A 26168-nucleotide genomic window follows, 5' to 3' on the forward strand; every position below is an offset into this window, starting at 1 on the left:
TTGACCTCGTCTCAGATCCAGAAACTGATAAACATACGCAGCCCGATGACAATCAGAAAAACGGCAAATATTCTCATCAGTCTATCATTGCGCACGCGTGACGCAAGGCGCACACCAAGTCGGGCGCAGAGAATGCTGAGCGGCGCAACCAGGGTGGCCACAAGCACGTTGACATAACCAAAACAATATGGCGGCAGATCAGGCACATTGCGCCCAAGCAAAATATAAAAGATGGTCGCCGCAAAGGCAGAGACAACGATCAGGGCGCTGGAATTGCCCACGGCCAGATGAATAGGCTGTCGCAGGGCAATGACCAGCAGGGGAACCGTGATCACTCCGCCGCCGATGCCGAAAAACGCGGAAAAAGCGCCCCCGGCAAATCCCACTGAGAGCAAATTCAGGCGGGGGATTCTTCCATGCTCCTCGGGCGGCAGGCGAGGCCGGAAGAGAAACATTTTAAGACCGACGCCGATCTGCATAAGACCGAACAAGGCCTTGAGAACATCTCCCGACAAACCAGTGGCCAGCCATGAGCCAAAGGCGGCGCCGAGCAAGGAGCCGCCGGCCAGGAACAGAACCTGCCGGTTTCTGACATTGCCGCGTTTGCGATGTCCCAACGTAGCGCTGAAAGCGGTGGGGATGATAATTGCCAGGCTGGTGCCGAAGGCGATATGCACGATGAGTTCGGGAGGAAACTCGGCAACGGTGAAGGCCCAGAGAAACAGCGGCACGAGAATAACGCCGCCGCCAATGCCAAACAACCCGGCAAGGATCCCCGCAAAGGCACCGAGCAAAAGAAAAAGGCCGACAACCTGAAAGGAGAGAAAATCCATGTCCGGCAGTCTAGCGGAAAAATCGACGAGGATGGAAACAAAAAAGCCGGCATAATGCCGGCTTTTCTTTTAGATGGAGGCCCCGACCAGATTCGAACTGGTGATGGAGGTTTTGCAGACCTCTGCCTTACCACTTGGCGACGGGGCCGAACTTGATGAAGCGTATGAATATCAAATCACTTGCCTGAGTGTCAAGGTTTAAAAAAGCCATCCTCCCTCAAGGTGCCTGCTCTAATTTATCCACCCGCACCAGGTCTGGCACCGGGCATCCTCGCCTTGAGTGCGCCAGGAGCGCCCGACTTGGCTGCCGGCCCGCAAATGTTCGCCCAGATCGAAGCAAACTCCCAGAGGTATCAGTAAACGGCTCACCGCCTCCTGAAAAATCAGGGCTCTGGCTTCTCCCACCGCCGGAGAGGCACCGGCGGAAAAATCCTGCAAAAAGGGATTTTCCCATAGCAAGATCTCCCATCGGCATTATCTTTTACCGCACGTTGTTAAAAAAGGTGCCCGGCACCGCGGATACGCACCCGGCCGACCTCCCCCAGGGTACCGTCGACATTGATTTCAACGGGCAAAAACGCTTTCACCGTCTGAATGTTGGTCAACAGATGCGATGTAACCTTCACCGTGGTGAATTCGGATTTTCCTTCAGCAAGAGCCAGCGGCACCAGCAATTGATCCGCCAGGTGCTCATCAATGGCGGCCTTGCTTGCCAGAAACCGCTCCAGTGCATCCACGGCCTCATCCGCCACGGCCTCGGCCGGCTTGCCGCGCTGCCCCAGAGCATAGTAGCAGCAGCGCGCCCCTTCAAATTCAGCCAGGAGGAAAAGCAGGCAACCTTGCCCGAGCCCTGGCAGCCTTCCGATCTCCACCTCCAGTACTCCCTTGAATCGGGCCAATCGCCGCTGCGTCTGCTCGACCTGGCGGCGCGCCACATCGCTGGGCAGCCCCGTAGACAGGGAAAGACAGGTAAGTTTCTCCAGATTGCCGCGCTGGCTGAGGTCGAGGCCACTGAGGCGACGCAGCGGCTGAACCAGAGCGCGCACCTGCCCGCCACCTTTGGGGTAATAACCGGCCTGCTCCAATGTCAGATCAATTCGACAACCCATCTGACGAATCCAGGGGAGCCAGTGACGCTCAAGGTAATGAAAACAGGGGCTCCAGGGCACGTGGGTACCGCCTCGCACCCCCAGAAGTGAGGCCGCCGGGGCAAAGGATAGCGGCATAAGCAGGGTCTGCAACACCAGGCTGACCGAGCCGGCGGTGCCAATGTCGAGCTGATATTTGCCAGGGAAAATCCCCTGGGGAATAAATTCAATGGCCTGGGAGCCCTTGCTTGCTCCCGCGCAGGAGGCGCCACCAATCATGACCGCGGCCTCGAGCGCCTTGAGATGCTGCGCGGCCAGACCCGGTACACGGCGCCCGCTGCGTATTTTCCACATGTGCAGGGGACGCCCGGTAAGCAGGGACAACGTCAGGGCGGTGCGCAGAATCTGTCCGCCACCTTCGCCCTGAGAACCGTCTATATAAATGGGGGAATAAGGCATTTCGGCAACTTCAAACAAGCGCGGGGCGAACCCCGCTGGATCCGCCCCGCTACAAATTTCAAGATTTTTTCGCGTGCTCTGCCCTTAGGCGCCGACATCGCGGCCGAAATTACGGAACTCTTCCAGATTGCTGAATTCACGCCAAGCGAGAAATTCGTTGGGAGCATTCACAAAATCGTAGACATTCCTAATAATATTGAAATGCTTGTGTTCCTCTTCGATGACGCGTTTGAGCAGAGCCTTGACTTCGGGATTGGTTTCCCGCTCCAACGCCTGCTCGTACACACGGGCACCTTCGGCTTCCATTTTCATGGCATGCTCATAGGCTTCCACATCGCCCTGGATATCTCCAGAGGAAGGCCGCTGCTCGATCATTTTTACAAAGGCGTTTTTGGCATTGTCGAGCGCCTGGCTGTCTTCCATGGTCGTCACATCGGTGCGCGCTTTCATGGCCTGGAAAATTTCGAAATGTTTTTTTTCGTCGGCGGCCAGATCAAGAAAAATATTGCGAATGCCCTCAGCATTGGTTTCTTGCGCCAGTTTCTTGTAATAGGCCTCCGCATCGTTTTCCATTTTCATGGCAAATTCAAACACATTCATCGTTTCACCTCGCAGGATGGATTTATTTGCATAAAAGTCTACCCGCGACAGAAGTTCTGTCAAGATTAGGGCTGTTTTCCGATCAGGAAATGTACACAAAATCTTTAAAACCCGACCCAGTTCTCAGCGCCCGAAAATCCCCCGGACCGCATCGTCGAGCAGCTTGCGGGCAGGTTCTTGCGGCTGTTCTTCCTCCCCTTCGGGCTTTGCAGGCAGGATACGATCAATCACCCGCCGTTGCAATTCTTCGCGTGCCTTTTCTTCGACCTGCTCACGCACCCCGGTGGCGTCCAGGGCAAATCGTGGATTATCGTAGCTGCCGGCCACACGTAAGGGCAGTTGCCCCCAGCCTTGCTGATCGGTGAGAAAACGGGTCACTTGACCGCGCCGATCAAGCTTCTGCATGAGCGCCGGCGCCAAGCTGGCATTGAGGTTGAGATCCAGGGAGCCATCGAGCCCGACCGTACCTTGAGGTTTCATGCGCACCTCGCTTCCCTCCAGTTCGGTGTTGAGGCGCACCCGCCCCTGTTCGATGGTGAAACGGCCGCCGAATTTACTGAAGCGCAGTACGCGCAGTTCCTCAAGGTTGAGATAATCGGCGAAATCCTCTGCCAGACCAGCACCGGTGATGCGGCCCTCCGCCAGATTCACATTTCCCTTGCCGCTGAGGTTCTTCTTGAGAGTTTCGGCAAGAGTGCCGCGACCGCTGAGATCAAGGTCGAGGTTGAGGTTGCCGAACAGGGTTCCGGCGGCTTGGGGCATAAAAGCCGTCACAAAGGGATCAGCCTGAAGCGATTGCAGATTGACCTTGGTCTGATAGGCCAGTCCTTCGCGGCCCAGATCGACGCGGGCACTCTGGTTGAATGTTCCCCCCACCACGCGACCGGTCATTTTTTCCACCGTCAGCACATTGTCGACCAGCCGATAGGCCAGGTCGAAGTCGTCGACGGCCAGCCCTTTGTAGACAGTCTTGGCGATTTTCACCGTGCCGTCGGCCCTCACGGGAATATCAAAGGGGCCGATTTCTTCCGCGGGTCCGGTGGCTGCCGGCGCAGGTTGGCGCGCGGTCGACGCAGCGGGCGCCGCACTGGCCTGCAACAGGGCGTCAAGATCAAACCGCTCGGAGCTGAGGTGTTGACTGACCACAATGGTTTCACCAAAAAGATTACTTGCCTTGAGATCGATACGGGCCTGATTGGCTCCCTCCCGCATAATCAGATCCTGAGAGGTAAGCTGGTCGCCATTGAGAATAAGTCGCCCGTCCAGAGCAGGCCGCAGGCCCGCGACTGTGGCCTGCACATTCTGCAGGTGGACTTCGGCGCCCTTGAGCAGCGCGGCGCCCTGGTCAACGGATCCTTCAAGGCGCGCCCGAACATCGACGACTCCTGCCGGATTCATGTCAAGAGCATCCGCGACCAGATTCTGGGGCAGCGCCGCCAGCGCCTTGCGCAGGTCCAAGGCGGGCACCCTTAGATCTAATGCGACGCGCGGCTCAGTATCGAACTGCTCGACGCGGCCCGAAGCTTCAGCGACGATACCGTTGAAATCAAGTCGTGTACTGCGCAATTGAAGTGTCGATCCCTCAAGATCGGCCTCCAGGTCGTAATCCAGGTGTAGATTGGCCCCGCGAATCGGTGCATCGGCCAGATCGTCAAGGGTCAGGTTAATGTCTCGCAGAGCCACCTTGCCGCTTGAAACAACCTGCTTTACACCCCCTTCGGCGCGCACATCGAGATCCACCTTGAGCCCCGTGAGGCGGCCGGGCACCTGCTCACGAAAATAAGGAGAAAAGGCCGTCACGTCGAAATTCTCCAAGGTGATCCGGGCATTACCAGTCTGCCGGAGTATGTCGGCACGCCCGTCAACTGAAAAGGGAGCGTCATTGATGCGGGATGTCAGCTCAAAAGGAAAGGCGCGATTAAGGGCGATATCACGGGCGGAAAAATTCAATTGGCTGAGCTGGTAACGCAAGGGGGCGTCGGGATTGATCATCTGATCGACAAATACCAGTTCGCCGTCAGTTAAGCGAACGGTAGCGATGGTCAGGTTGATGGGCGGCGGCCCGGCCGATTTTTCCGCTGCTGGTTCCGGGGGGGCGCCTGTATCACCCGCGTCCGCCACATCCGCGATCAGGTCACTGAAATTGAACGTTCCGTCGGCCAAGCGAACCACGCGAATCCGGGGTTCTTCCAGGCGCACTTCATCAACCACCACCTGAAGAAAGAACAGCGGCCAGAAGCGATAGCGCAGCACCACCTGCCCGGCACTGACGAAAATCTCATCCTGATCCTTTTCCTTGATTTTGAGATCATGCAGGGCAATGCCTGAAAAGATGCTGACCTCAATCTCACCCAGTTGCACTTCACGCTGCAACGCGTCTTCGGCCATGGGCAACACGGTGGCCCGGACACGCTCGGGGGTGATGAGTACCTTGGCCAGAATAGCCACAGCCACGACAAGAACCATTACCACGGCGGCGACAATGGCGCCGATTTTTACAAATTTGTTCATTTTCTTTCCCCGATTATTTGTTGTTAATGGGACTTTTTATCAGTTGCGCTGAATTCCAAAATCGCCTCCCATTGCTCGCCGGTCACCGGTTGCACAGAGAGACGATTGCCCTTCTTGAGAACATCCATGCCCTCAAGGACAGGATGATGACGCAGCATTTCCCGAGTAAGGGGCTGATAAAGCTCTCCCTCATACTTGACATCCACGGCGCACCAGATAGGGTTCTGTTCGGTGGCCCGAGGGTCAAAATGATCCGAGAGGGGATCCAGAGCACTCGCATCCGCGTATCCCTCACGCACCACCCGGGCAAAACCCACAATGGCCGGCGCAGGGATATTGCTGTGATAAAACAGCACACCGTCACCGACCTTCAACGCGTCGCGCAGCAGGTTGCGCGCCTGATAATTGCGCACCCCATCCCAGCAAGTTGTCTGTTCGGGCGCATGTTTCAAATCATCAAGAGAAAAACAGTGCGGCTCGGATTTCATCAGCCAGTAGCGCCGTTTGTTAAGGGTCAAAACCTGTGCTCCTGATTTTTTTACTTTTTTTGACTTCCGTCAAAGCCGAAAAAAATGCCGGGGCTTATGGTAGGCATCAGGTTACGGCAAGAATTACTCTCTGATTATACCTCATGGCGCATAAAGCGCGAGGAAATTGCTCTCACCCCCAACAAGGAGAACCATCGTGAAAAAAATTCTCGAACTTTTCGGAATTAAAAAAGACGAAGCCCACCCCGTCACGCAGAAGGAACTCGACATGTTTTGTTACCAGTGTGAGCAGGCGGCCCAGGGCACGGGCTGTACCAAAGTCGGCGTTTGCGGCAAGCAGCCCGACGTGGCCGCGCTGCAGGATCTCCTTGTTCACAGCCTCAAGGGTATCGCTTTCTGGAGCAACCTCGCCCGCGAGAAAAATGCCAAGGATGCCAAAATTGATCGCTTCATGATCGAGGGGCTGTTCACCACGGTCACCAACGTGGATTTTGATCCTGAAGAAGTTGCGAAGTTTGTACGCAAAAGCGTTGAATTGCGGCGGCAGGCCCAAGCCCTGTTTGAAAAAGCCAATGGCGGCTCCTACACGGGTGCCGTACCCGAGGCCGCCGGCGACTGGAAACCCGCCGCCACCACCGCCGAAATGGTTGTTCAGGGCGCTCAGCATGGGGTGCAGGATACGAGCATCGACCCTGATGTCAAGTCGGTCCAGGAAATCCTCATCTACGGCATCAAAGGTTATGCCGCTTACGCCGACCATGCCTTTATTCTCGGTTACGAGGACGATGCGATCTATGCCTTTACCCACAAAGCACTCGCCGCGACCCTCGACAAAAGCCTGGGCTTGATGGATTTCGTCAATCTTGCCCTGGAGTGCGGCAAGACCAACCTCATCACCATGGAACTGCTCAACAAAGCCCACACGGACACTTACGGCCACCCGGTGCCGACCCCGGTGCAACTGGGCACGAAAAAGGGCAAGGCGATTCTCGTCTCGGGCCATGACCTCAAAATGCTCGAAGAGCTGCTCAAACAGACCGAGGGCAAGGGCATCAACATCTACACCCATGGCGAGATGATTCCCGCCCACGGCTATCCCGCGCTTAAAAAGTACACGCATCTCGCCGGCAACTTCGGCGGAGCCTGGCAGGACCAGTACAAGGAATTTCAGGACTTTCCCGGTGCCATCATTTTCAACACCAACTGCATCCAGCGCCCGGCCGACAATTACAAAGACCGTCTCTTCACCTGGGGCCTGGTGCAGTGGCCGGACGTCAAGCACGTTGACGGATGGGACTTCTCCGAGGTCATCAACAAGGCGCAGGAACTGGCCGGGTTCGAGGACAAGCCAGGCAAGGAAATTCTCGTCGGGTTCGGTCACAATGCGGTTCTTGGCGTTGCCGACAAAGTGATCTCGGCGGTCAAGAGCGGCGATATCCGCCACTTCTTCCTGATCGGCGGCTGCGACGGGGCCAAAAGCGGGCGCAACTACTACACCGAGTTCGCCGAAAACCTGCCCAAGGACACTGTGATTCTGACCCTGGCCTGCGGCAAGTACCGCTTCAACAAGCTGGATTTCGGCGATATCGGCGGCATTCCGCGCCTGCTCGACGTCGGCCAGTGCAACGATGCCTACTCAGCGGTCAAGATCGCCCTGGCCCTGGCCGATGCCTTCGAGTGCGGAGTCAACGATCTGCCTTTGTCGATGATCCTCTCCTGGTACGAGCAGAAGGCGGTGGCAATTCTGCTGACTCTGCTGCATCTGGGCATCAAGGACATCAAGATCGGCCCGAGCCTGCCGGCGTTCATCACGCCCAACGTGCTAAACTTTCTGGTCGAAAATTACAACATCAGCCCCATCGGCAACGCCCAGGACGACATCAAGGCGATCCTCGGTTAACCAAACCAAGCCATCAATCAAAAAAAGCGCCGGGAATTGTCCCGGCGCTTTTTTTATTCTCTGCAGAAGTCTTTTCAGCGTTAAACGCCGATAAACTGCGCCGCCGCCTTCATCAGACGGTCCAGCTCGGCTTCCGTGTTCGCCTCGCCGTAAACGCGCACCACAGGCTCTGTACCTGATTTACGAAACAGCACCCAGGTGCCGTCGTCAAAGAGAAACTTAGAGCCGTCAAGAGTAATGACCTCGGCAATTTTTTTGCCCGCCAGTTCCTTGGGCGGCGTAGCGAGTTTTTCCGCAAAAGACATTTCCAACTCGGGCGAAAGTTTCACGTTATCGCGCCGGGTATAGAACTCGCCGACCCGATCGTAGAGGTCGCAGAGCAGATCCTTCATGGATTTGCCTTCCACCGCCACCATTTCCGCCACCAGCAGACATGCGAGAATCCCATCCTTGTCGGGGACATGACCGCGCACGGTAAGCCCTGCGCTCTCCTCTCCGCCGATAAGAATCTTATCGTCGCGAATAAACTCGCCGATGAATTTAAAGCCGACGGGGGTTTCAAGAACCTTCACCCCATGGTGGCGCGCTACCGCATCGATAAAATGCGAGGTCGCCACGGAGCGGGCGGCATTGCCCGTTTTACCATGCCGCAGCAGATAATCAAAAAGCAGAGCCAGCACATAGTTGGCTTCTATGAAGGTGCCGTCACCATCCACAATGCCGTAGCGGTCGGCGTCACCGTCGGTCGCCAAACCCAGGCGAATTTCGGGGTTGCCGGCCACCAGTTTGATGAAATCGGGGATATGGCTTTGCGAAGGCTCGGGCGGCAAGCCGCCGAAATAGGGATCTCGGTGGTCGTTCATGGTCACCACCTTGACGCCGACCTCCTGCAGAAGCGTGTCGAGATAGCCGCGGGCGGTCCCGTAGAGAGGATTGACTGCCACCACCAGGCCGGAATCGGCGATCGCCTTAAGGTTGACCAGCTTGCGGATGGCCTCGAAGTAAGCGGGTTTCGGCTCGATTTCTTCCACCAATCCCGCGCGCACGGCCTGATCCAGGGGCATTTCCTTGTAGCAGATATGGCCCAGCATGGCATTGGCCCGCTTTTCAATGTCGAGTGTCGTTTCAGGCAGAGCCGGTCCCCCCCAGGACGGAGAGAATTTGAGTCCGTTGTATTCCGGGGGATTGTGGCTTGCGGTAAAATTAATTCCTCCCGCCGTGGCGCGGCGCAGAATTTCAAAGGCAATAACCGGAGTGGGCGTATCGCGATTGCAGACAAAAGAGGGAATTCCCGCCCCTGCCAGCACCCGCGCCGCCTCGTGGGCAAAGCGCTCACCCATGAAGCGGGCGTCATAACCGATGACCAGGCCTTTTTCGGCCTCACCCGCCTCACGCAAATGATCGGCGATGGCCTGGGTGACGACTTTGACGTTTTCGAAGATAAAATCCTCGCAGAGAATTCCCCTCCAACCAGATGTTCCAAATTTGATGCGACCCATGGCAGCAGTCCTCCAGAAAAATTATGTTGAAAATAATGTAACCGTTCAGCCTAAATCTTGGGCCTCAGCAATATCTAATGCAGCAAAAGCTCGCTTGCGACTCAGAGAATCACCGCAGCACTCAAGCATCTCGTTCTGCGCCGCGATGAGGTGCTGCAGTTGAATAGAGTTACAGAAAAAAATTTCCCTTACGCAATAGAATACCACGTCCGCGACAAAAACCCATGCTGCCGGCGAAGGACGGCAAAATCACTCGGAGGGTTCCTCGTCCCACAACTGGGGCGCCACATACCCGGCTATCCCCGCGACATAAGGGCAATCCTTGGGCAGAACACCCAGTCGCACGATCTCTTCCGTAAGCAAGGTGCAGCCGGGTCGGTGCGTCTGGCGCTGCGCATAAACCGTACACAGCCTGGTTTCCAGATCCAGCTTTTCGCAGGGACGGTCAGTGTAATAAATCCGTCCCTCGTAATCAATTTTTTCAAAGCAGCAGCGGCCGCAGCGGCGACAACGGGCTTCCCAATCGGTGTTTGCAGTCACCTCATCTCCTATCTTTTTTAAAAAAACTCTAAAAGATCTCGGGCTCCCTCGTCAAGTCGAGGAAAAAACCATTTCTTCATTGACTCCCCTCCGAATAGTCATTAGAATGTCGAATTCTGAGTACAAAAGCACAAGAAGACATTAAGGAGGAAACACCCATGCAGTGCCAGACTGTTCTCCCCGGTACCGAATGCACCTTTTGGGCGAAATCGGGTTGCACATTTGAAGGACATTCCTGCCAAGTGGTCATCGCCGACTGTGAAGGCTGCGATCGCATCGTCGAAGGAACCATCGGCAACGTCTGCTCCGCCTACCCGTCCCCGGAAAAAAAGTGGGCCGGTGGCCTGTGCAACTTCGCCACCCACCGCAAAATCGAAATCAAAACGGTCGACACCAAGGTCAATCCCCTCAAGGCCTCGAAAAAAGCCTCGGCCAAAAAGAAGTAGCCCTGTCTCCTGGAATGCTACACGGGCAGGTAACCCCTGGGTTGCCTGCCTATTTTTTTGTCCATCGATGCCAAACCCCAGGCATCCAGGTCAGATAAAAAGAACAACGATAAAGGGCAGAATAAAGGCCGTAATCAAACCATTAAGACCGATGGCCAGGCCGGACACGGCGCCGCCCAATCGATCGACCTCGAGCATGCGGGCGGTGCCGATGCCGTGGGAAGCCGTGCCGACGGCCAGCCCCATGGCGGCGGGATCGCGCACTCCGATCAAACGGCAGAATTCGGGGCCGCAAATTGCACCCAGACACCCGGTCAACACCACCAGGGCCGCCGTCAGGGGCGGCAGACCGCCGATTTTTTCCACGATGCCGATGGCGATGGGCGCGGTCACGGATTTGGGCGACAGAGACAAAATCAACTCTCGGCTGCCTCCCAGCAACCAGGCCAGGCCGCAGACCGAAACGATGGAAACCACAGCCCCGGCAGTCACCCCAAGGAGAATGGGAGCTTTTTTAGCCAGGATCTCCTGTCGGCGCGTATAGAGCGGCACCGCCAGTGCCACCACCGAGGGTCCGAGCAGAAACAGAATATAGCGCCCGCCTTGGGCATAGGCGTCATAAGGGATGCGGAAAAGCAGTAGAAAACCAACGATGGCTAGAATAGAGAGCGCCACGGGGTTGAAAAAGACGCTGGCCGCACGCTGATAGATTTTTTGCGCCAAGGCATAAACCGCCAGCGTCAAGCCAACACCGAACAGGGGCGAAAAAAGCAAGTCATCAATCATCGGCGGGCCTTTTGCGCTCAAGCGCCATGGCCACCCGACCAGTGACGGCCATGACGACGAAGGTGCTGACGACCATGGCGACCACGATGGGCAGCCATTCAGCGGCGATCAGATCAAAATAAACCATCACTCCCACACCGGCGGGCACAAAGAACAGGGCCAGGTGCGAAAGGAGCAACTCAGTTGCGTCCTGCAACCACTGCACCTTGATCCAGCCAAGCCACAAGGCGCCCAGTAACAATCCCATGCCGATCACATTGCCGGGGATTGGAATCCGCAGGCCGCGCGAAATCATTTCGCCCAGAAACTGCATAATCAGCAATATCGCCATTCCCCGCACCATGGGCCACCTCCTCTTGTGTTAGCCTTCGCGCCCCAACTCTTCCTTAAGTCCGGCGACCACCGCGGCCACCTCGTCACGGATATCCTTGGCACTGGAAGAACGCTCATGCAAGAGAAATTTTTGAAACCAGTCAAGAGCCTGACGCGGTTGTTCGCGGTCGAGGCTGAGGTTACCCAGCGTCATATAGACGAAGGAAAAAGTCGGATCAAGGCGCAGCACCTCGCGACACTCGCTCTCGGCCAAAGCGAGATCCCCGATGTCATAACATATTTCCGCCAGATTATAGTGCGCCTGGGCATCCTCGGGATCGATCTCAACCACCCGCCGGTATTGCGCCACCGCCTCCTCAGCCCGGTCCTGGGCATAGTAGACATCGCCCAGCGAGTTGAGGGCGAAGACCGACTCGGAATCAATGGCCAGTGCCTTTAGGTAGCAACTCTCCGCGCGCTCCATATCTTCTTGATGAAAATGAACCAGTCCGCAACTGACCCAGGCATCAGCCTCTTCGGGAGCACGATCAAGGATTGCCTGATAGATGCTCAGGGCTTTTTTCGCCTGTCCTTCCTCAAAACACAGATCTCCCAGGGCATAGCGTGCATCGAGATTCTCCGGATCAAGCGCCACGGCTTTTTCCAGATGGCGGCGCGCTTCGGCGGCCCTGCCCAGCTCGGCGAGCGCCTCGCCGAGGACTTCATGAATTTCGGCCAGGTCGGGACTGACCTCCTCGGCCTGACGGAACAGGCGTACGGCCTCGGCAAATTCCCCCGTCTCCAGAGCTTCGCGGCCCTTTATCAGCAATTGCTCAATATCCTGCATAATCATACCCTTTCACCCTTCTTCATTCACCTTGCTTGTGTACATCCATGATCAGGGCTCCTCTCCATGGAGAATTTCATCCATCACCTCCAGGCCGGCCACCAAGCCCAAAGGCGTCGCCGCGACCTTTTCCACCGGCACGCCCAATTCCCGCTCCATCTCGGTCAGGCTCAGATCATCGAGGAGCAGATCTTCTCCCTCTTTGATCATCACAGCGGGCAGCAGCAACGCCTCGCCCAGAGGCTTGTCCCGCAACTGCTCGAGAATATCGCGACCGGTGAGCAATCCGGTGACACTGACCTGACCGCCGAAAAAAGTATTGCGCACCACATGTACGCGGATATGCACCCCGGTTCTGTCACGCAGATTTTCGGCAAAGCGCCTCAACTCCTCGGCTGCCGATTCGCCGGTTACCAGGCTGACTTCCTCGAGCGCCAGAGGCTGTGCGGCAGCCAGGGCCTCGCCGGCCTCCTGGCGAAACATGGCGACCATGCCGACGCCGTTTTCCCACTGGGGAAAGTCCTCATAGAAAGGCGCGAGAGGAAACTCCCGCTGGGCCTTGAGATAGAGTTCATCGGCGGCAAAGACAAAACGGCTGCCACTGCGAACCAGAAAGGAGTTTTGCAAACCGTCGATGGTGTCAAGAATAGCTGCGGCTTCTTCACGGCTGGGCACGCGCAATGCGGGAAGATGCCGGCGATAACCGGTCAACCCCACGGGCACGACAGCAAGCGAGCGCACTCCGGGATAAAACGTCTGAAGATCGATGATGGATTTTCTCAATTGCTCGCCGTCATTGATCCCCGGGCAAACCACGATCTGGGTATGAAGTTCAATCCCGGCATCGATCAACCGTTTAAGCAATGGCAGGATGGCGGGGGTCTTCTGTCCCAGCAGGCGGGCGCGCAACTGATCATCGGTGGCATGCACGGACACGTACAGAGGGGAGAGTTTCTGCGAAATGATCCGCGCGATTTCGGCTTCACCGACATTGGTCAGAGTGATGTAGCTGCCGTAAAGATAAGAGAAGCGGTAATCCTCATCCTTGACATAGAGGGTGCGGCGCATGCCGCGCGGCAACTGGTGAACAAAGCAGAACAGGCAGTTGTTGCCGCACTGTGTGGGTTCGGGATGCTCGAATTCGATACCGAGATCCTCGTCGAGTCCGCGCTCGATGTGCAGGTCCCAGAGTTCTCCCTGCTTCTTCTGCACCTCAAGGAGAAAATCAACGGCATCGCCGCTGTACAGATGAAAATCGAGCAGGTCGCGCACCGGTTGCCCGTTGACGGCCAGAACCGCATCTCCTGCTTCGAGTTCGAGTTCGTCGCCGATGCTGTCAGGATGGATATGAAGGATTTTCAGCATGGGAATGGTCGTGCCCCGCCCAAAAGACAAGGATCCCCGTCGGACGCGAAACGTCTTCGGACGGGGATCCCTGGTTACTGCGACAACTGCGGAAAGGGTTAGTCCTTGCCCCCATGCAGACGGAAATTGCCGTCCGAGGAGGTGATGGAGGAAATCGCGTGCTTGTAGAGCAGAATGTCGCCGCTGCTGTCCACCAGTACGCAAAAGCTGTCGAATGACTTGATGTAGCCGACAAGCTTCTCTCCCGACATCATGGTGAGGTTCACGTGCACCCGCTCTTTACGGGCCTGATTGAGGTACTGATCCTGAATATTGAACGGGGTCTTTGCCATGTCCACTCCTTTTCAGCGCACATTAAGAATAAAATTTTTCAATCAACTGGAGGATTGTAGCAAACTCTCTCAAGGAATCAACCCAAATTATTTCAGGATCTTTGCGAAACCAAGTCAACTGGCGTTTGGCGAATTGCCGGGTATGGAGCTGAATCATCTCGACGGCGCGCTCGCAGCTGATTTCACCACGCAGGCAGGCCGCCGCCTCCTGGTAGCCAAGGGTGCGCATGGACTTTAATTCAGATCCATAACCGCGCCTGAGAAGTTCGGCGGTTTCTTCGAAAAGACCAGCGGCAACCATGGCCTCGACCCGCTGATCTATGCGCCGAAAGAGTTCTTCGCGCGGGGGCATGACGGCGATCTTGAGCAGGGCATAGGGTCGGTCGTCAAAACCATGTTGGGCCTGCAATTGCGAAATAGGCTTCCCGGTGAGGCTGAAGACCTCAAGAGCGCGCACCACCCGCACCAGATTGTTGGGATGAATCTGCGCGGCGGCTTCAGGATCGACCGTTTGCAAGCGCCGCCACAAGGCCTGCGGCCCCTGCGCCTCGGCGAAGGCATGCAGTTCCTGCCGCAGAGCAGCGTCCCCGGCGGGCGCATCAAGCAGGCCCTGGGTCAGGGCACGGATATAGAATCCGGTGCCGCCCACCAGCAGGGGACGATGTCCGCGCGCGACAATCTGCGCCACCGCGTCCCGACCCCTTTCGGCGAAGTCCGCCGCCGAAAAATCCTGATCGGGATCGACCAGATCGATGAGATGATGGGGAACGCATGCCCGCTCTTCAGGAGTCGCCTTGGCGGTGCCGATATCCATCCCACGAAAAACCTGACGACTGTCGGCAGAGATAACCTCCATCGGCCAGGTTTCTGCAAGACGCACGGCAAGGGCGGTTTTGCCCGAACCAGTGGGTCCGCACAGCACCAGCAGGGGAATTTTCCGGTGTTCCCTCATCCCCTCACCCATCAGCTTCGCCGGAACAAGCGTTCCACCTCTCCCAGAGTCAGGCGCACCTGCACCGGTCGGCCGTGAGGGCAGTGAGCCTTGAAAACAACCTGGTCAAGGGCCTGTAGCAGCGCCTGCGCCTCGGCTGGAGCCAAGCTCTGGTTGGCGCGCACCACGCCATGGCAAGCCAGGCGCATGAGAAAGCCGTCCAAAACATCCTCGGCCGCGCCGCTCTGACCGACCAGTTCCAGATCGCCGACTATGTCGCGCAACAAACGCTCCACATCGGCCTGGGCCAAAATTTCGGGCACCTCTTTGACGGCAAAAGCCTTGCCACCGAAAGGCTCGATGTCGAAACCAAATCCGCGCACCAGATCGAGATGCTCAGCCAAGAGCGCCGCCCCCTTGAAATCAAACTCAACCACCTGGGGAAACAGAAGTGCCTGACGGGCCGGCGACCCGCGCCGGTAGCCTTGGCGCAGGCTCTCGAAGCGAATGCGTTCGTGAGCGGCGTGTTGATCGACTAACACCAGATCATCGCCGTCCTGGCACAGCAGATAACTGTTGTGATACTGCCCGAGATAACGCAGCGTTTGAAAAAAGCCGCGCGGCTCGCAGGGAGCAGCGGCTGCGGGCGGTGGCGCACTTGTGAAAGGACTGGGCGCGCTGGCCTCACGCGGCATGCGCCGCTCATAATTGACCAGAGCTTCATGGACCCGCTGCCGTGCCGACTCAGCGACCCCGTCACCGGCAACGGGCTCCTCGGAGCCCGTGCGCAACTCCGGGACAGAATCCACTGGGGGGGAAGAAACCGAATAAGCAGGGCGGCCAAGTCCCGGCGACGCCTTGAGTACCTGCCGCAACCCCTCGGCGATGAAATCGTGGACCTTTCCCTGGTCGCGAAAGCGAACTTCGTGCTTTGTGGGGTGCACGTTGACATCGACCTGAGCGGGATCGATCTCGAGAAACAGAACCACCACGGGATAGCGCCCCTTCATGAGCAGGTTGCGATAGCCCTCGAGAACGCCGTGCTGAACCACCCGGTCACGGACATAGCGACCGTTGATAAAGGTATAAATGGCGCCCGTGGATGACCGAGTGATCTCGGGCGGACAGAGAAACCCGTGCAAACGAAGTTCGCCCGGTTCGCCGACCTCAACCGGCACCAGTTGCCTGACCAGGGGACGGCCGAGGAACGCACCGATACGCTCTTCGAGTAGACTGCCGCGACGCACCTCGAAAAGCTCACGTCCGTTGTGCACCAGACGGAAGCGCACCTGCGGATGAGCCAGAGCCTGCTTGGTAACCACATCGGCAATATGACCGATTTCAGTTTCGTCGCGGCGCAAAAATTTGCGGCGCGCGGGCGTATTGAAAAAAAGGCTGCGCACCTCAATGCTCGTGCCGCGCGGCAGGCCCATATCCTGGCTTTTGCGCACCGTGCCGCCTTCGAGATAGATCTCCAGGCCCTCGCCCGCGTCGTTGCCGCAGGTCCGCAAAGTCAGGCGGCTCACCGAAGCGATGGCCGGCAGGGCCTCGCCACGAAATCCCAAGGTCGTAAGGGCGGCCAGATCCTGTGACGCGCGAATCTTGCTGGTGGCGTGGCGCTCAAGACAGAGGAAGGCATCGTCGCGCGACATCCCCTCACCGTCATCGCTGACACGCATAAGTTTCTTGCCGCCACCTTCGACCTCGACGGAGATGTCGCTCGCTCCGGCATCAAGGGCGTTTTCCACCAACTCCTTGATCACAGAGGCCGGCCGCTCAACCACCTCGCCGGCAGCGATCATGTTGCACAGATTTTCGGGGAGAATGCTGACTTTAGAGGTCATGGATCTTCCGTACAAACGCCCGAAAACATCTCAGCCGGAGGTGCTGAGTTTTCGGGCAATGAAATGGCTTTTGCAGCGGTTCGGCATGCGCCGCAGGTCACCGCGCGAGGGGGTGTTGCAGATAAAAAGTTCGTGGATTGTTTTCAGTATTTCATTTCCAGGCGCTCAAGCATCGCTTCAATATGCGCCAAACCATTATCAAGGTCAATTTCCTCGCGCAGAGCGGACGATTCGTTTTGCAAGTCCAGCGCCTGAGCCATGCTGATGACGATCTGCTCATCGACCTGATCGGCTTTGAGGCTTGCCCCTTCAAACAGGCAGTTGTCGCACAGGGTGTTGATTAGTCGCGGTACCCCGCGGGAGAATTGATGAACAGCGGCCACGGCATCGGCCTCAAAAACCATGCGCCCCCCCCCGGCGATCTGCAGCCGGTGCCAGATGTAAGAGGCTGTGGTCCGCGGGGTCAGAGGCGAGAGGCGACAGCGCACCGCCACCCGCTGGGCGAGGGGGGGATCAAGACGCAGATTTTCTTCCAATTCCGGCAATCCGAAAAAAAGGATGTTCAATAGCTTGCGGCCGGGGATTTCAAGATTCAACAACCCCCGGAACTCTTCCATCAGTTCGCGGGTTTGGAGCATTTGCGCCTCATCGATGAGAACCACGGCGCGGCGTCCTTCAGCATCGATTTCCAGGAGTCGCTCATAAAGCTGGCGCAGCATGACAAGGCGATCTGCGGCGGGAGAACTCACCCCCATCTGCACGGCTATATGCGACAGCAGCCATTCAGGAGTGATACCCGAATGGACCATGATCAGCAGACTCGACTGGTACCGATCCGGGTCAAGATAATCGAGCATGCGCCTGGCCAGCGTCGTTTTGCCGGTGCCGATATCGCCCACCACCACACCGAGACCCTTGTTGGAATCCACGGCAAAACGCAAACGGCGCAAGGCCTGTACATGCTGCTCGCTGTCAAAATAAAAACGTGCATCGGGGGCATTGGAAAAGGGCTCGTGTTCCAGCCCAAAATGTTCAAGATACCCCATGATTCAAGCCCTTAGAGACCCCTGAAATTCAAAGATAAGAGACCCGCCCCTGATCGTCGCCGCCCTTGACGCCGAGTCGTCCGCGCAGTTGCGTAATGCGCTTGCTCACCTCGCGGAAGGAAGGATCCTGATGCGCAACCTGTTCGAAGTAGTGCAGGGCCTCCTCAGGCTGGTCACGATTTTCCTGCAAAAGTCCCAATTCGAAATAAAGGTTGCACAGATCACTCTCAACGATATCGGGGAGCAACAAGGCAGATTTAAACGCTTCTTCGGCACCGTCGAAATCGCCCTTTTCCTTCAGACAGATTCCCTTGAGAGCCAGGGAGCTCAAGCGCCGCGCGAGATTTCCCGTGGCTTGGTCAAATTCGGCGATGGCATCATCGAGCAACCCCATTTCCTTAAAAGCAATGCCCAGATTGAAATGAGTTTCAGCATCGCCTTCGTCGATCTGACTTTCGAGGCTTTTTTTAAAACGGGTAAAATCGCCATCAAGGCGCTCCTGCTCCACCTGGCTCAAGGTCGAAGACGCTGCGGGAGGCGCTGATGCAGGCAAAGAGGCGGTATCCTCGACATCGCCGAATTCAATGTCGAGATCAGGCAATTCGTCGGTAAAAAAGTCCTGAGTTTCCTCAGCTTCAACGGCAGATTCCGTCACAGCGGAGGCGCAAGGGGCAGGCTCCGGTTCTCCCGCGGCGCCCACAGGCGTAAAATCCGGCAACTCGATCAGCTCAAGCTCCCCGAGGTCGGCATCGTCGAAGTCCGGTTCCTCGCCGGTCTCTTCTTCGGCAGTTCCCGACGGCGCCAAATCGGCCAACAGATCGCCGTCGAATTCCAACTCCAATTCAGGCTCGGTGTCCTGCTTTTCGCTTTGCTCAAGAGAGGGTCCAGGATCCTGAGCCGGCAAATTTTCCTCAAGCAACTCCAAAGGCAATTCTTCAACAGTATCAGCATCCGCGAAATCCGCGCCGTCCTGGTCGTCGGCAAGATCCAGGTGGGCCTCGGCCAACACAGACCCCTCAAGCATTTCCTGATCCTGCCGACCACTCAAGGAAGTTTCAGCGAGGGCATCATCTTCTCCAAAAGACATAAGATCGAGGAGCTTTTCGCCTTCGCCACAGGCCTGATACACAGCTTGAAGGTTTTTGATCACGCGCGGGTCATCGGGAAGCACGGCGTGCAGCTTTTCATAAAGATCTTTGAGCAGCTCGGTACGCTGCGCGCCAAACAGATCCTCCTGCCAGAGTTCAAGCTTCTGTACGGCCTCTTCATAGTGTTCAGCCTTGAGGCAGGCCCGCAGAAAACCTTCGCGTACGTCCAGGTCGGCGGGTTCCTGCTCAAGCAAACTGCGCCAGGCCTGGCACTCGCCGGTGAAGTCGCCCAGACGATGCAGGCCGAAGGCCAAGGTACGCAACAATGCGGAATCCTCAGGCTGATCGCGCAGCATTTTGTTAACCCGCTCGACTCCTGCGGCCACTTGTCCGGCATCGATCAGCGCTCGGGCATGGCCTTTGCGGATTTCAGGTTCCGCCGGAAACAGGGGTTGGAAAATCGTATAAAGTTTAAGAGTTTTTCCCGGATCGCGCTTGGCGCGCAGCACTTTGAGAATATCGCGAAACTCGGCCAGTCCCTTGTCGCGCAACCCGGCCCTGGCGTAGCTTTCTGCAATTTTTACGCGAATATTGAGGTTTTCCGAATCAATATCCTTCATTTTATGCAGGATGTTGATGGCCTCAGGCAACAGCCCCTGTTTTTCGTAGTGGTTCACCAGGCTTTTGTATTCAGCCAGTGCGTTGCCGACCAGCCCCTGCCGGGCATTGAGTTCGGCCAATCGATGATAGACCTCGACACGCCCAGGATCGATTCTCTGAATCTGTTTATAAACGGCTATGGCCTTTAGAAAAAAGCCATTTTCCGCGAAATAACGAGCGACTCCTTCGTACTGCTCCTGAGCTTCTTTGGGCATTTTCGCGCGCAGGAACAGATCGGCCAGCTTCTGCCGACTGCGGATATCCCGCGGGTCAAGCTCGACCACCTTCTGATAGTCTTTAATCGCCTTGGCGATCTGCCCTTTGAGGAGATTTTTCTGGGCCGCTGCAATCAGCTTTTCTTTATTTGACAAACCAGGCCCCCTCTTGCGTTTCTAAGCACTTCTTAACGATAGATAACGAGCCTCACCCTGTCAAGGGCTAAGATAGGCATTATAGGTTTAAAAACCAGGGTCTACAAGCAAGTCTCGACCCTCTGCCGAAATCGCTGTGGGCTCTCAGATTAATAGAAGCACGAAGAGGAAATCAAGAGGTCCCTATAAATCCTTCAAGCGAGCCACCTCAGCCCGAGTCAACGGGCGATAATGGCCCGCCGCCAGGCTGCCCAGCTCAAGAAATCCGATGCGCAGTCGCTTGAGACGTACAACGGGGAAACCCACGGCTTCGCACATGCGCCGCACCTGGCGGTTGCGCCCCTCGCGCAAGGTCAGCTCAAACCAGGTGTTGCCGGTGGTAAATCGCAATTGGCTCAAAATGGCAGGCAGTGTCGGACCGTCGTCAAGATCGACGCCCTGTTGCAATCGTTCGCGAGCTTGTTCGTTAAGGCGCCCTCTGACCTTGACCAGGTAAGTTTTGTCGACTTTGTGACGCGGATGAGCCAGGTGCTGCGCCAGAGCACCGTCATTGGTAAGCAGCAGCAGCCCCTCGGTGCCGGCATCGAGGCGTCCAACCGGAAAAACCCGCGCGGCGCAATTCTTGATGAGATCCGTGACGATGGGCCGGCCTTGAGGATCACGCAGCGTGGTGACATACCCAGCGGGTTTGTGCAGCAGCAGATAAACTTTGTCTTCGCTGCGCGGCAGCAGCCGCCCGTTGACCTGAATACGGTCTGACCCAGGGTCGGCCTTGTCGCCCAGGGCAGCCACATGATCATTGACCAGAACCCGTCCTGCGGCAATCCATTCCTCGGCCTGGCGCCGAGAGGCCAAGCCTGCGGCGGCAATGAGTTTTTGCAGACGCTCCTTCATGAATCCTCAGGCAAAAAACATCCAGATCAACGGCCGAAAAGAAACTCGATGGCGCGAAACACCATATATTCTTGACTGCCCGCCATGAAGCTGACCATGCCAAAAACGATGGGCGCCAGAAACAGTCGATAGATGTCGGTAAAGAAAATGAGAAAGATGATGAGAATGAACCCGAACGGTTCGATGCGCGCCAGCATGTCCGCCTGCCGGGGAGGCAAAATGCCAACCATGACGCGCCCCCCGTCCAAGGGGGGGACCGGCAATAAATTAAACACCGCCAAAATGATATTAATGTAGAGGCTGAAGCCGGCCATCAGCGCCAAGGGTTCCAGAAATTGGTAAGCCATTTGCTGGTCGGCGGGAAGCAGCTCAGCCACAAGGATGACACTATGCAGCACGAAGGCGGAAACCATGGCCAGGAACAGGTTAGCCAGGGGCCCGGCGAGGGCGACCCAGATCATATCCGTTTTGGGTTTGCGCAGATTATGGAAGTTGACCGGCACCGGCCGCGCCCAGCCGAAGCCGAAGATGAGCAGGGCCAGGGTACCGACCGGGTCAAGATGTTTGACCGGATTAGGGGTTAAACGCCCAAGCAGGCGTGCGGTCGGATCGCCGAAACGGTCCGCAAAAAAACCATGCGCGACTTCATGGATGGTCACCGCCATGAGGGCCGGAACCAGCATAATCGAAATTTTGGCAAGAATATTTTCCATAGAGAGCCAGATTAGGGGAAAAGGGCCGCGCGGTCAATCAATTGCGGGATTGGGGAAGTCCTGAAGAGTGCACGTTTTTCATATATTTGCGCTGTACCAGATCGATTTCCTGCTCACGCGTCACAACCTCGCCGTCGAGTCGCCTCAGGAGCAACTGCTCAAGAATCTCACGATATAGAGGCCCTGGCGGGACACCGAGGACTTTAAGGTCTTCGCCGCTGAGAAGGGGTTTCTGGTCGCGCAGGCGGGTAACGAAAACCGAAATCCAGCTGCGGGCTTCTTCGCTCTCCAGTCGTGCCATAAGATAGAGCAGGACCTCGGTGTCCAGCGGCAGCAGCCATTGATAAATTTCACTGTTTCGCGGCCGCTTCATTTTGCGCCGCGCAAAGGCCTGAAAACGCTGCAGCACGCCCTGGGCCAGATGACGCTGCTCGGTAAACAGGGGATGCAGGCGCCCGGGAATCCCCAGCCTTTCACAAATGCCCTGAAAAGCATCCGCATCCAGATCGCGGATCAGGCAGAGAAAATAAACCACCCATTCGCTGCAAGGTTTCCCGGTGTAGAGCAACTCGTACCAGTGGAGGGCGCGCGTGGCGCGCTCGAATACGGCGCCGGTTTCCTCGCCGATTTTCAGGGCGGGGTGCAGAAACTTCACCAGGTCGAGTTCTTCGAGCCGCGCCATGGCGGGAAAGGGGCGCACTTCTTCGAGAATATGAATGATTTCGTTGAGCAGGCGTGGTCCGCCGATGCGATCGAGAAACCCCATGCGCACGGCACTGCGAATCAGATGTTCGGTCTGCTTGCCGATGTCGAAGCCAAGGCGCTGCTCAAAGCGTACCGCGCGAAACACGCGGGTCGGGTCTTCGACAAAGCTCAAATTATGCAGCACGCGGATTGCTTTTTCCCGCAGGTCGCGCAAGCCTCCGAAAAAATCGAGCAACTCACCGAAGCTCCCATGGTTGAGCACAATTGCCAGGGTATTGATGGTAAAGTCGCGCCGGTAGAGATCGAGTTTAAGCGATGCGGTCTCCACGGTCGGCAGGGCGGCGGGCTCAAGGTAATATTCGACGCGGGTCGAGGCCACATCAACCTTGAAATCATCCGGAAACACGATGACCGCCGTACCAAATTTCTCGTGACTGCGCACCCGGCACTCATGGTCGCGGGCGAAAGCCTCGGCAAAGGCGATGCCATCGCCCTCAACGACTATATCGAGGTCCAGGTTGGGCTCATCCAGCAGCAGATCGCGCACAAACCCGCCCACGGCAAAAACCTTAAGTCCCAGGGCATCGGCGGTCCGGCCGAAATCCTCGAACAGTTCGCGCACCGGTGGCGGCAACTGTTCGCGAATCATGCGCACCACTTCACGCCGTTTCAGATCGGTCGTTCCCTGCCCGGTTTCGGGTTCGTGGCCGCGCTCGCCGCGTGGTCCGCGATCCACCATGTAACGCAACAAATCGGTGCGGGTAATCGCACCGGCCAGGCGACCATCCTTCAACACCGGCACGAAACGCTGGTTACGCCCGACGATCAACTCCTGAAGCTCATCAACGGGTACCGTCGGCGTAACCGTGGCGAAGTCAGCTTCCATGTACTCCTCGGCGCTGACCTCGCCCAAACCATGATGGGCTGCTTTCTCAACCATCTGGCGGGTGATGATGCCGACAACCTGGCCGTCGTCCACCACCGGCGCCGCGTTAATATTGTAGCGGGTAAGAAAACTGCGAACCTCCTCAATGCTTGTATCCCGACTGACAGTCTTGACCGGATAAGACATGAGGTGTCGCGCCTCGACCCGCGGATTGACATGGCGCGGCAACACGGCGTTGAGACGTTCAAGCACCTGTACCAGGGTCTGCCCGCGCACCGCCGCAGAAGCCGCAAAGGCATGGCCGCCGCCGCCGAACTCGCTGAGAATTCCGCCGACATGGACTTCGGGCAAACGCGAGCGCCCAACCATGAACACCCGATCACCCATGCGCACCGCCACAATCAGCGCGCGCAGGTTTTCCATATCGCGCAGCTTGTGGGTGAGCACCGCCAGATCCCCGATAAAATGCTCCACCGAAGCATGAGCGATGCTGACATCAAACCCATGCACATTAAGAACCGTGCGGCTGGCCAGCAACTCATGGAGCAGGGAGACTTGCTCGGGTGTCATTTCATAGGTGAGAAAATCGGCCACGGCGTCGAGATTGGCCCCGTGTTCCAGCAGAAAGGCGGCCGCGTGGAAATCCTCAGAGGTGGTGGAACTGAACATGAGGTTGCCGGTGTCCTCATAGAGGCCCAGCATCATCAGGGTAGCTTCGTCGGCGGTGGGATGGATGCCGCGTTGCTTGAACAACCGGCAGAAAACCGTCACCGTTGAACCGACGGGCTCGACAACCTCAACGTTGCCCTTGAGATTGCCCTCCCCGCCCGGATGGTGATCATATACATGCAGTTCGACCCCCTCGCGCTGAGCAACCTCACCAAAAGGCCCGATGCGCTCGGCCTGGCGCACATCGACAAGAATCAGCCGCCTGATCGCCGTCAGATCGATATCCCTGATGCGTTTAAACGCATAAGCGTAGCTGGCGCTTTTCAAAAAAAACTCGCGCAGGCTACGCTCCTGGGCCCCGGCAAAGACCATCTCGGCCTTAGGATAAAGCTTCTTTGCCGCGATCATACTGCCAAGGCAGTCGAAATCAGCATTGATGTGGGTCGTAATGACGTCCATAAATTCCGCAGTCAGGGCATGTCAACGACTTGAAAAAACCGGTTCCCTCACCACTGAGCTTTACAGTTCGAGACTGCCGATGAGTTGATGAATATCCGCAAGTCCTTCTTCAATGAGAAACTGCTCGATGCCGTCGATAATCGTGATCATCGAGGCCGGATCAACGAAATTGGCGGTGCCGACCTGTACCGCCTTGGCACCGACGATGAGAAATTCGATGGCATCCATGGGTCGCACAATGCCGCCGACGCCGATCACGGGGATTTTCACCGCCTGCACCACCTGATGCACCATGCGCAGGGCCACGGGACGGATGGCGGGCCCGGAAAGGCCGCCGGTGCGGTTGGCCAGGCGCGGTCGACGGGTTTTTATATCCACCGCCATGCCGGTAATGGTGTTGATGCAACTGATGGAATCCGCCCCCGCTTCTTCCACCGCCCGCGCAATGACCGTAATGTCGGTGACATTGGGAGTGAGCTTGACCATGAGCGGCTTGGTGAGATTTTTCCGCACCACGCTCACGGCCTCGAAAGCGGCCTTGGGATCGGTACCGAAGACAATTCCGCCTTTTTTTACGTTGGGACAGGAAATATTGAGTTCAACCGCCGCCACTTCGGGGATATCGCAGAGGCGTGCGGCCACCTCGCCGTATTCATCAAGAGTATTGCCGAAAAAGTTGACGATCACTGGGGCGGTGAGTTCGCGCAGAAAGGGCAGCTTGAACTTGATGAAATCATCCACGCCAACATTCTGCAGACCGATGGCATTGAGCATGCCGCTGATGGTTTCGGCAATGCGCGGCGTGGGATTGCCGGCCTTGGGCTTTAGCGAGAGCCCTTTGGTCACGATCGCTCCGAGGCGGTTGAGATCGAGAAAGGGCGCATATTCCTCGCCATAGCCGAAGGTTCCGGAAGCCGGCATCACCGGATTTTTCAGGGTCAATCCACCAATGTCCACCGCCATGTTCGGACGGTTGTTGGTCCCATTTACTTTGCAGCTCGTCACGATTTGCACCCTTCGCAATAGCCCGGCTCCTCGCCGAGACGACTCCAATCCAATTGCTCCGCGCGAAACACCGGCCCCTGCTTGCAGGCGCACAGGTAACGCGGATTGTCCTCGGCATGTCCCACGCCCTTGACGACACAACCCAGGCAGGCACCAACCCCGCAGGCCATCAAGGCTTCCAGCGAAACCTGCAGGGGTACCTTGCGCCGGTGACAGATGCGATAGACCGCATCGAGCATGGGCATGGGACCGCAAGCATACACCGATGAGCGCGGATACTTGGTGAGCTTGCGCTCCAGCACTTGGGTTACCATGCCCTCCTCGCCAAGACTGCCGTCATCGGTGGACACATAGGTTTCCACGCCCAGGCGCTCGAATTCGGTGACTGCAAGAATATCGTCGCGGTTACGCCCCCCCATGAGCAAGCGCACCTTGCTACGCGCACTGAGGGATTCGGCCAGCATATACAGGGGCACCAGGCCGATGCCGCCGCCCACCAGAATTTTCTCCTCGCCCGGATCGCCGACATCGAAGCCGCGGCCCAGGGGTCCGAGGACTTCAACTTTGTCGCCACGGTGCAGATCGGCCATGATATTGGTGCCGCGCCCCACCACCTTGTAGAGAATTTCGGTGTATTCTTTGGGTGGCATTTCCTCACAGTCACCCGGAAGAAATCCCATCCGGAAAATACCAAAAGGTCGGCGCAGCAACGGCGGCAACGACTGCTGCACGCGCATCATGATGAATTGCCCGGGACGGGCGTTCTCGCTGAAGCCCGGCGTCAGCAGACGCATGCGGAAATATCCGGGCGAGATCTCCTGATTGGACAGGATGATAGTCTTGTAATTTTTCATAATCAGCCTTCAATTCAGAAAAGATGATTGATCGAAA

The 26168-nt window shown here is 57.1% G+C and carries 24 protein-coding genes and 1 tRNA gene; 2 read left to right on the forward strand and 23 right to left on the reverse strand.

Annotated elements, in window-relative coordinates:
* Positions 1–11 precede the first annotated feature (11 nt).
* The 7 genes from GFER_RS06310 to GFER_RS06340 form a co-directional block, all read right to left on the reverse strand.
* Entirely contained in the window at positions 12–833 is an 822-nt protein-coding gene (locus GFER_RS06310) for a sulfite exporter TauE/SafE family protein (RefSeq protein ID WP_040097649.1), read from the reverse strand.
* 74 nt (positions 834–907) lie between these two features.
* Positions 908–981, reverse strand: a tRNA-Cys gene (locus tag GFER_RS06315).
* A gap of 83 nt (positions 982–1064) precedes the next feature.
* A complete protein-coding gene (locus tag GFER_RS06320) occupies positions 1065–1292 on the reverse strand; it encodes a hypothetical protein (RefSeq protein WP_040097651.1) in 228 nt (75 codons plus the stop codon).
* A gap of 35 nt (positions 1293–1327) precedes the next feature.
* Positions 1328–2380, reverse strand: coding sequence for an RNA 3'-terminal phosphate cyclase (gene rtcA / locus GFER_RS06325; protein ID WP_040098516.1), 1053 nt, complete (start codon positions 2378–2380; stop codon positions 1328–1330).
* Between the two features lie 84 nt (positions 2381–2464).
* A complete protein-coding gene (locus tag GFER_RS06330; protein WP_040097653.1) occupies positions 2465–2980 on the reverse strand; it encodes a ferritin-like domain-containing protein in 516 nt (171 codons plus the stop codon).
* A 123-nt stretch (positions 2981–3103) separates the two neighbouring features.
* The gene (locus tag GFER_RS06335; protein WP_040097655.1) at positions 3104–5491 is read right to left on the reverse strand and encodes a DUF748 domain-containing protein; all 2388 of its coding nucleotides are present in this window, start codon (positions 5489–5491) and stop codon (positions 3104–3106) included.
* Between the two features lie 23 nt (positions 5492–5514).
* Positions 5515–5979: an EVE domain-containing protein gene (locus GFER_RS06340; RefSeq protein ID WP_040098518.1), complete on the reverse strand. Its 465-nt coding sequence runs from the start codon at positions 5977–5979 to the stop codon at positions 5515–5517.
* A gap of 268 nt (positions 5980–6247) precedes the next feature.
* On the opposite strand from GFER_RS06340, the gene hcp reads away from it, so the two are divergent.
* Positions 6248–7879: a hydroxylamine reductase gene (hcp, locus tag GFER_RS06345; RefSeq protein ID WP_139171999.1), complete on the forward strand. Its 1632-nt coding sequence runs from the start codon at positions 6248–6250 to the stop codon at positions 7877–7879.
* Between the two features lie 80 nt (positions 7880–7959).
* On the opposite strand, the gene GFER_RS06350 is transcribed toward hcp, so the two are convergent.
* Both GFER_RS06350 and GFER_RS06355 read right to left on the reverse strand, forming a co-directional pair.
* Positions 7960–9378, reverse strand: a complete 1419-nt coding sequence (locus GFER_RS06350; RefSeq protein WP_040097659.1) for a phosphoglucomutase/phosphomannomutase family protein — start codon at positions 9376–9378, stop codon at positions 7960–7962.
* Positions 9379–9627: 249 nt separating this feature from the next.
* The gene (locus GFER_RS06355; RefSeq protein WP_052446069.1) at positions 9628–9918 is read right to left on the reverse strand and encodes a CxxCxxCC domain-containing protein; all 291 of its coding nucleotides are present in this window, start codon (positions 9916–9918) and stop codon (positions 9628–9630) included.
* Positions 9919–10076: 158 nt separating this feature from the next.
* Here GFER_RS06355 and GFER_RS06360 point away from each other — a divergent pair, with 158 nt between their 5' ends.
* Complete coding sequence (locus GFER_RS06360) at positions 10077–10364, forward strand: PxxKW family cysteine-rich protein (RefSeq protein ID WP_040097663.1); 288 nt, start codon at positions 10077–10079, stop codon at positions 10362–10364.
* 90 nt (positions 10365–10454) lie between these two features.
* On the opposite strand, the gene GFER_RS06365 is transcribed toward GFER_RS06360, so the two are convergent.
* From GFER_RS06365 to GFER_RS06430, 14 genes are all read right to left on the reverse strand, one after another.
* Complete coding sequence (locus GFER_RS06365) at positions 10455–11150, reverse strand: LrgB family protein (protein ID WP_040097665.1); 696 nt, start codon at positions 11148–11150, stop codon at positions 10455–10457.
* Positions 11143–11493 carry a CidA/LrgA family protein gene (locus tag GFER_RS06370; protein WP_040097667.1) on the reverse strand — a complete coding sequence of 117 codons (351 nt, stop codon included), beginning with the start codon at positions 11491–11493 and terminating at the stop codon, positions 11143–11145. The genes GFER_RS06365 and GFER_RS06370 overlap by 8 nt, the downstream gene beginning before the upstream one ends.
* 18 nt (positions 11494–11511) lie before the next feature.
* A complete protein-coding gene (locus GFER_RS06375) occupies positions 11512–12315 on the reverse strand; it encodes a tetratricopeptide repeat protein (protein ID WP_052446072.1) in 804 nt (267 codons plus the stop codon).
* Between the two features lie 45 nt (positions 12316–12360).
* Complete coding sequence (locus tag GFER_RS06380) at positions 12361–13674, reverse strand: DUF512 domain-containing protein (protein WP_052446074.1); 1314 nt, start codon at positions 13672–13674, stop codon at positions 12361–12363.
* Positions 13675–13772: 98 nt separating this feature from the next.
* The gene (gene hfq / locus GFER_RS06385) at positions 13773–14006 is read right to left on the reverse strand and encodes an RNA chaperone Hfq (RefSeq protein ID WP_040097669.1); all 234 of its coding nucleotides are present in this window, start codon (positions 14004–14006) and stop codon (positions 13773–13775) included.
* Positions 14007–14028: 22 nt separating this feature from the next.
* Positions 14029–14958, reverse strand: a complete 930-nt coding sequence (gene miaA, locus GFER_RS06390; protein ID WP_040098525.1) for a tRNA (adenosine(37)-N6)-dimethylallyltransferase MiaA — start codon at positions 14956–14958, stop codon at positions 14029–14031.
* An 11-nt stretch (positions 14959–14969) separates the two neighbouring features.
* Positions 14970–16781, reverse strand: a complete 1812-nt coding sequence (mutL, locus tag GFER_RS06395; protein WP_040097670.1) for a DNA mismatch repair endonuclease MutL — start codon at positions 16779–16781, stop codon at positions 14970–14972.
* A 143-nt stretch (positions 16782–16924) separates the two neighbouring features.
* The gene (locus tag GFER_RS06400; protein ID WP_040097671.1) at positions 16925–17827 is read right to left on the reverse strand and encodes an ExeA family protein; all 903 of its coding nucleotides are present in this window, start codon (positions 17825–17827) and stop codon (positions 16925–16927) included.
* Between the two features lie 28 nt (positions 17828–17855).
* The gene (locus GFER_RS06405; RefSeq protein ID WP_040097672.1) at positions 17856–19946 is read right to left on the reverse strand and encodes a tetratricopeptide repeat protein; all 2091 of its coding nucleotides are present in this window, start codon (positions 19944–19946) and stop codon (positions 17856–17858) included.
* A 183-nt stretch (positions 19947–20129) separates the two neighbouring features.
* Positions 20130–20840 (reverse strand): pseudouridine synthase, encoded by a 711-nt coding sequence (locus GFER_RS06410; protein ID WP_040097673.1) that lies wholly within the window; start codon positions 20838–20840, stop codon positions 20130–20132.
* Positions 20841–20866: 26 nt separating this feature from the next.
* The gene (locus tag GFER_RS06415; protein ID WP_040097675.1) at positions 20867–21553 is read right to left on the reverse strand and encodes a site-2 protease family protein; all 687 of its coding nucleotides are present in this window, start codon (positions 21551–21553) and stop codon (positions 20867–20869) included.
* Positions 21554–21590: 37 nt separating this feature from the next.
* A complete protein-coding gene (locus GFER_RS06420) occupies positions 21591–24272 on the reverse strand; it encodes a CBS domain-containing protein (protein WP_040097677.1) in 2682 nt (893 codons plus the stop codon).
* 60 nt (positions 24273–24332) lie between these two features.
* On the reverse strand, positions 24333–25235 hold the full coding sequence (locus GFER_RS06425) for a dihydroorotate dehydrogenase (protein ID WP_040098527.1): 903 nt from the start codon (positions 25233–25235) through the stop codon (positions 24333–24335).
* Between the two features lie 38 nt (positions 25236–25273).
* Positions 25274–26131 carry a dihydroorotate dehydrogenase electron transfer subunit gene (locus tag GFER_RS06430; protein ID WP_040097679.1) on the reverse strand — a complete coding sequence of 286 codons (858 nt, stop codon included), beginning with the start codon at positions 26129–26131 and terminating at the stop codon, positions 25274–25276.
* Positions 26132–26168: the final 37 nt, after the last annotated feature.

Source organism: Geoalkalibacter ferrihydriticus DSM 17813 (assembly GCF_000820505.1).
In the GTDB taxonomy this organism is placed as follows: Bacteria; Desulfobacterota; Desulfuromonadia; order Desulfuromonadales; family Geoalkalibacteraceae; genus Geoalkalibacter; species Geoalkalibacter ferrihydriticus.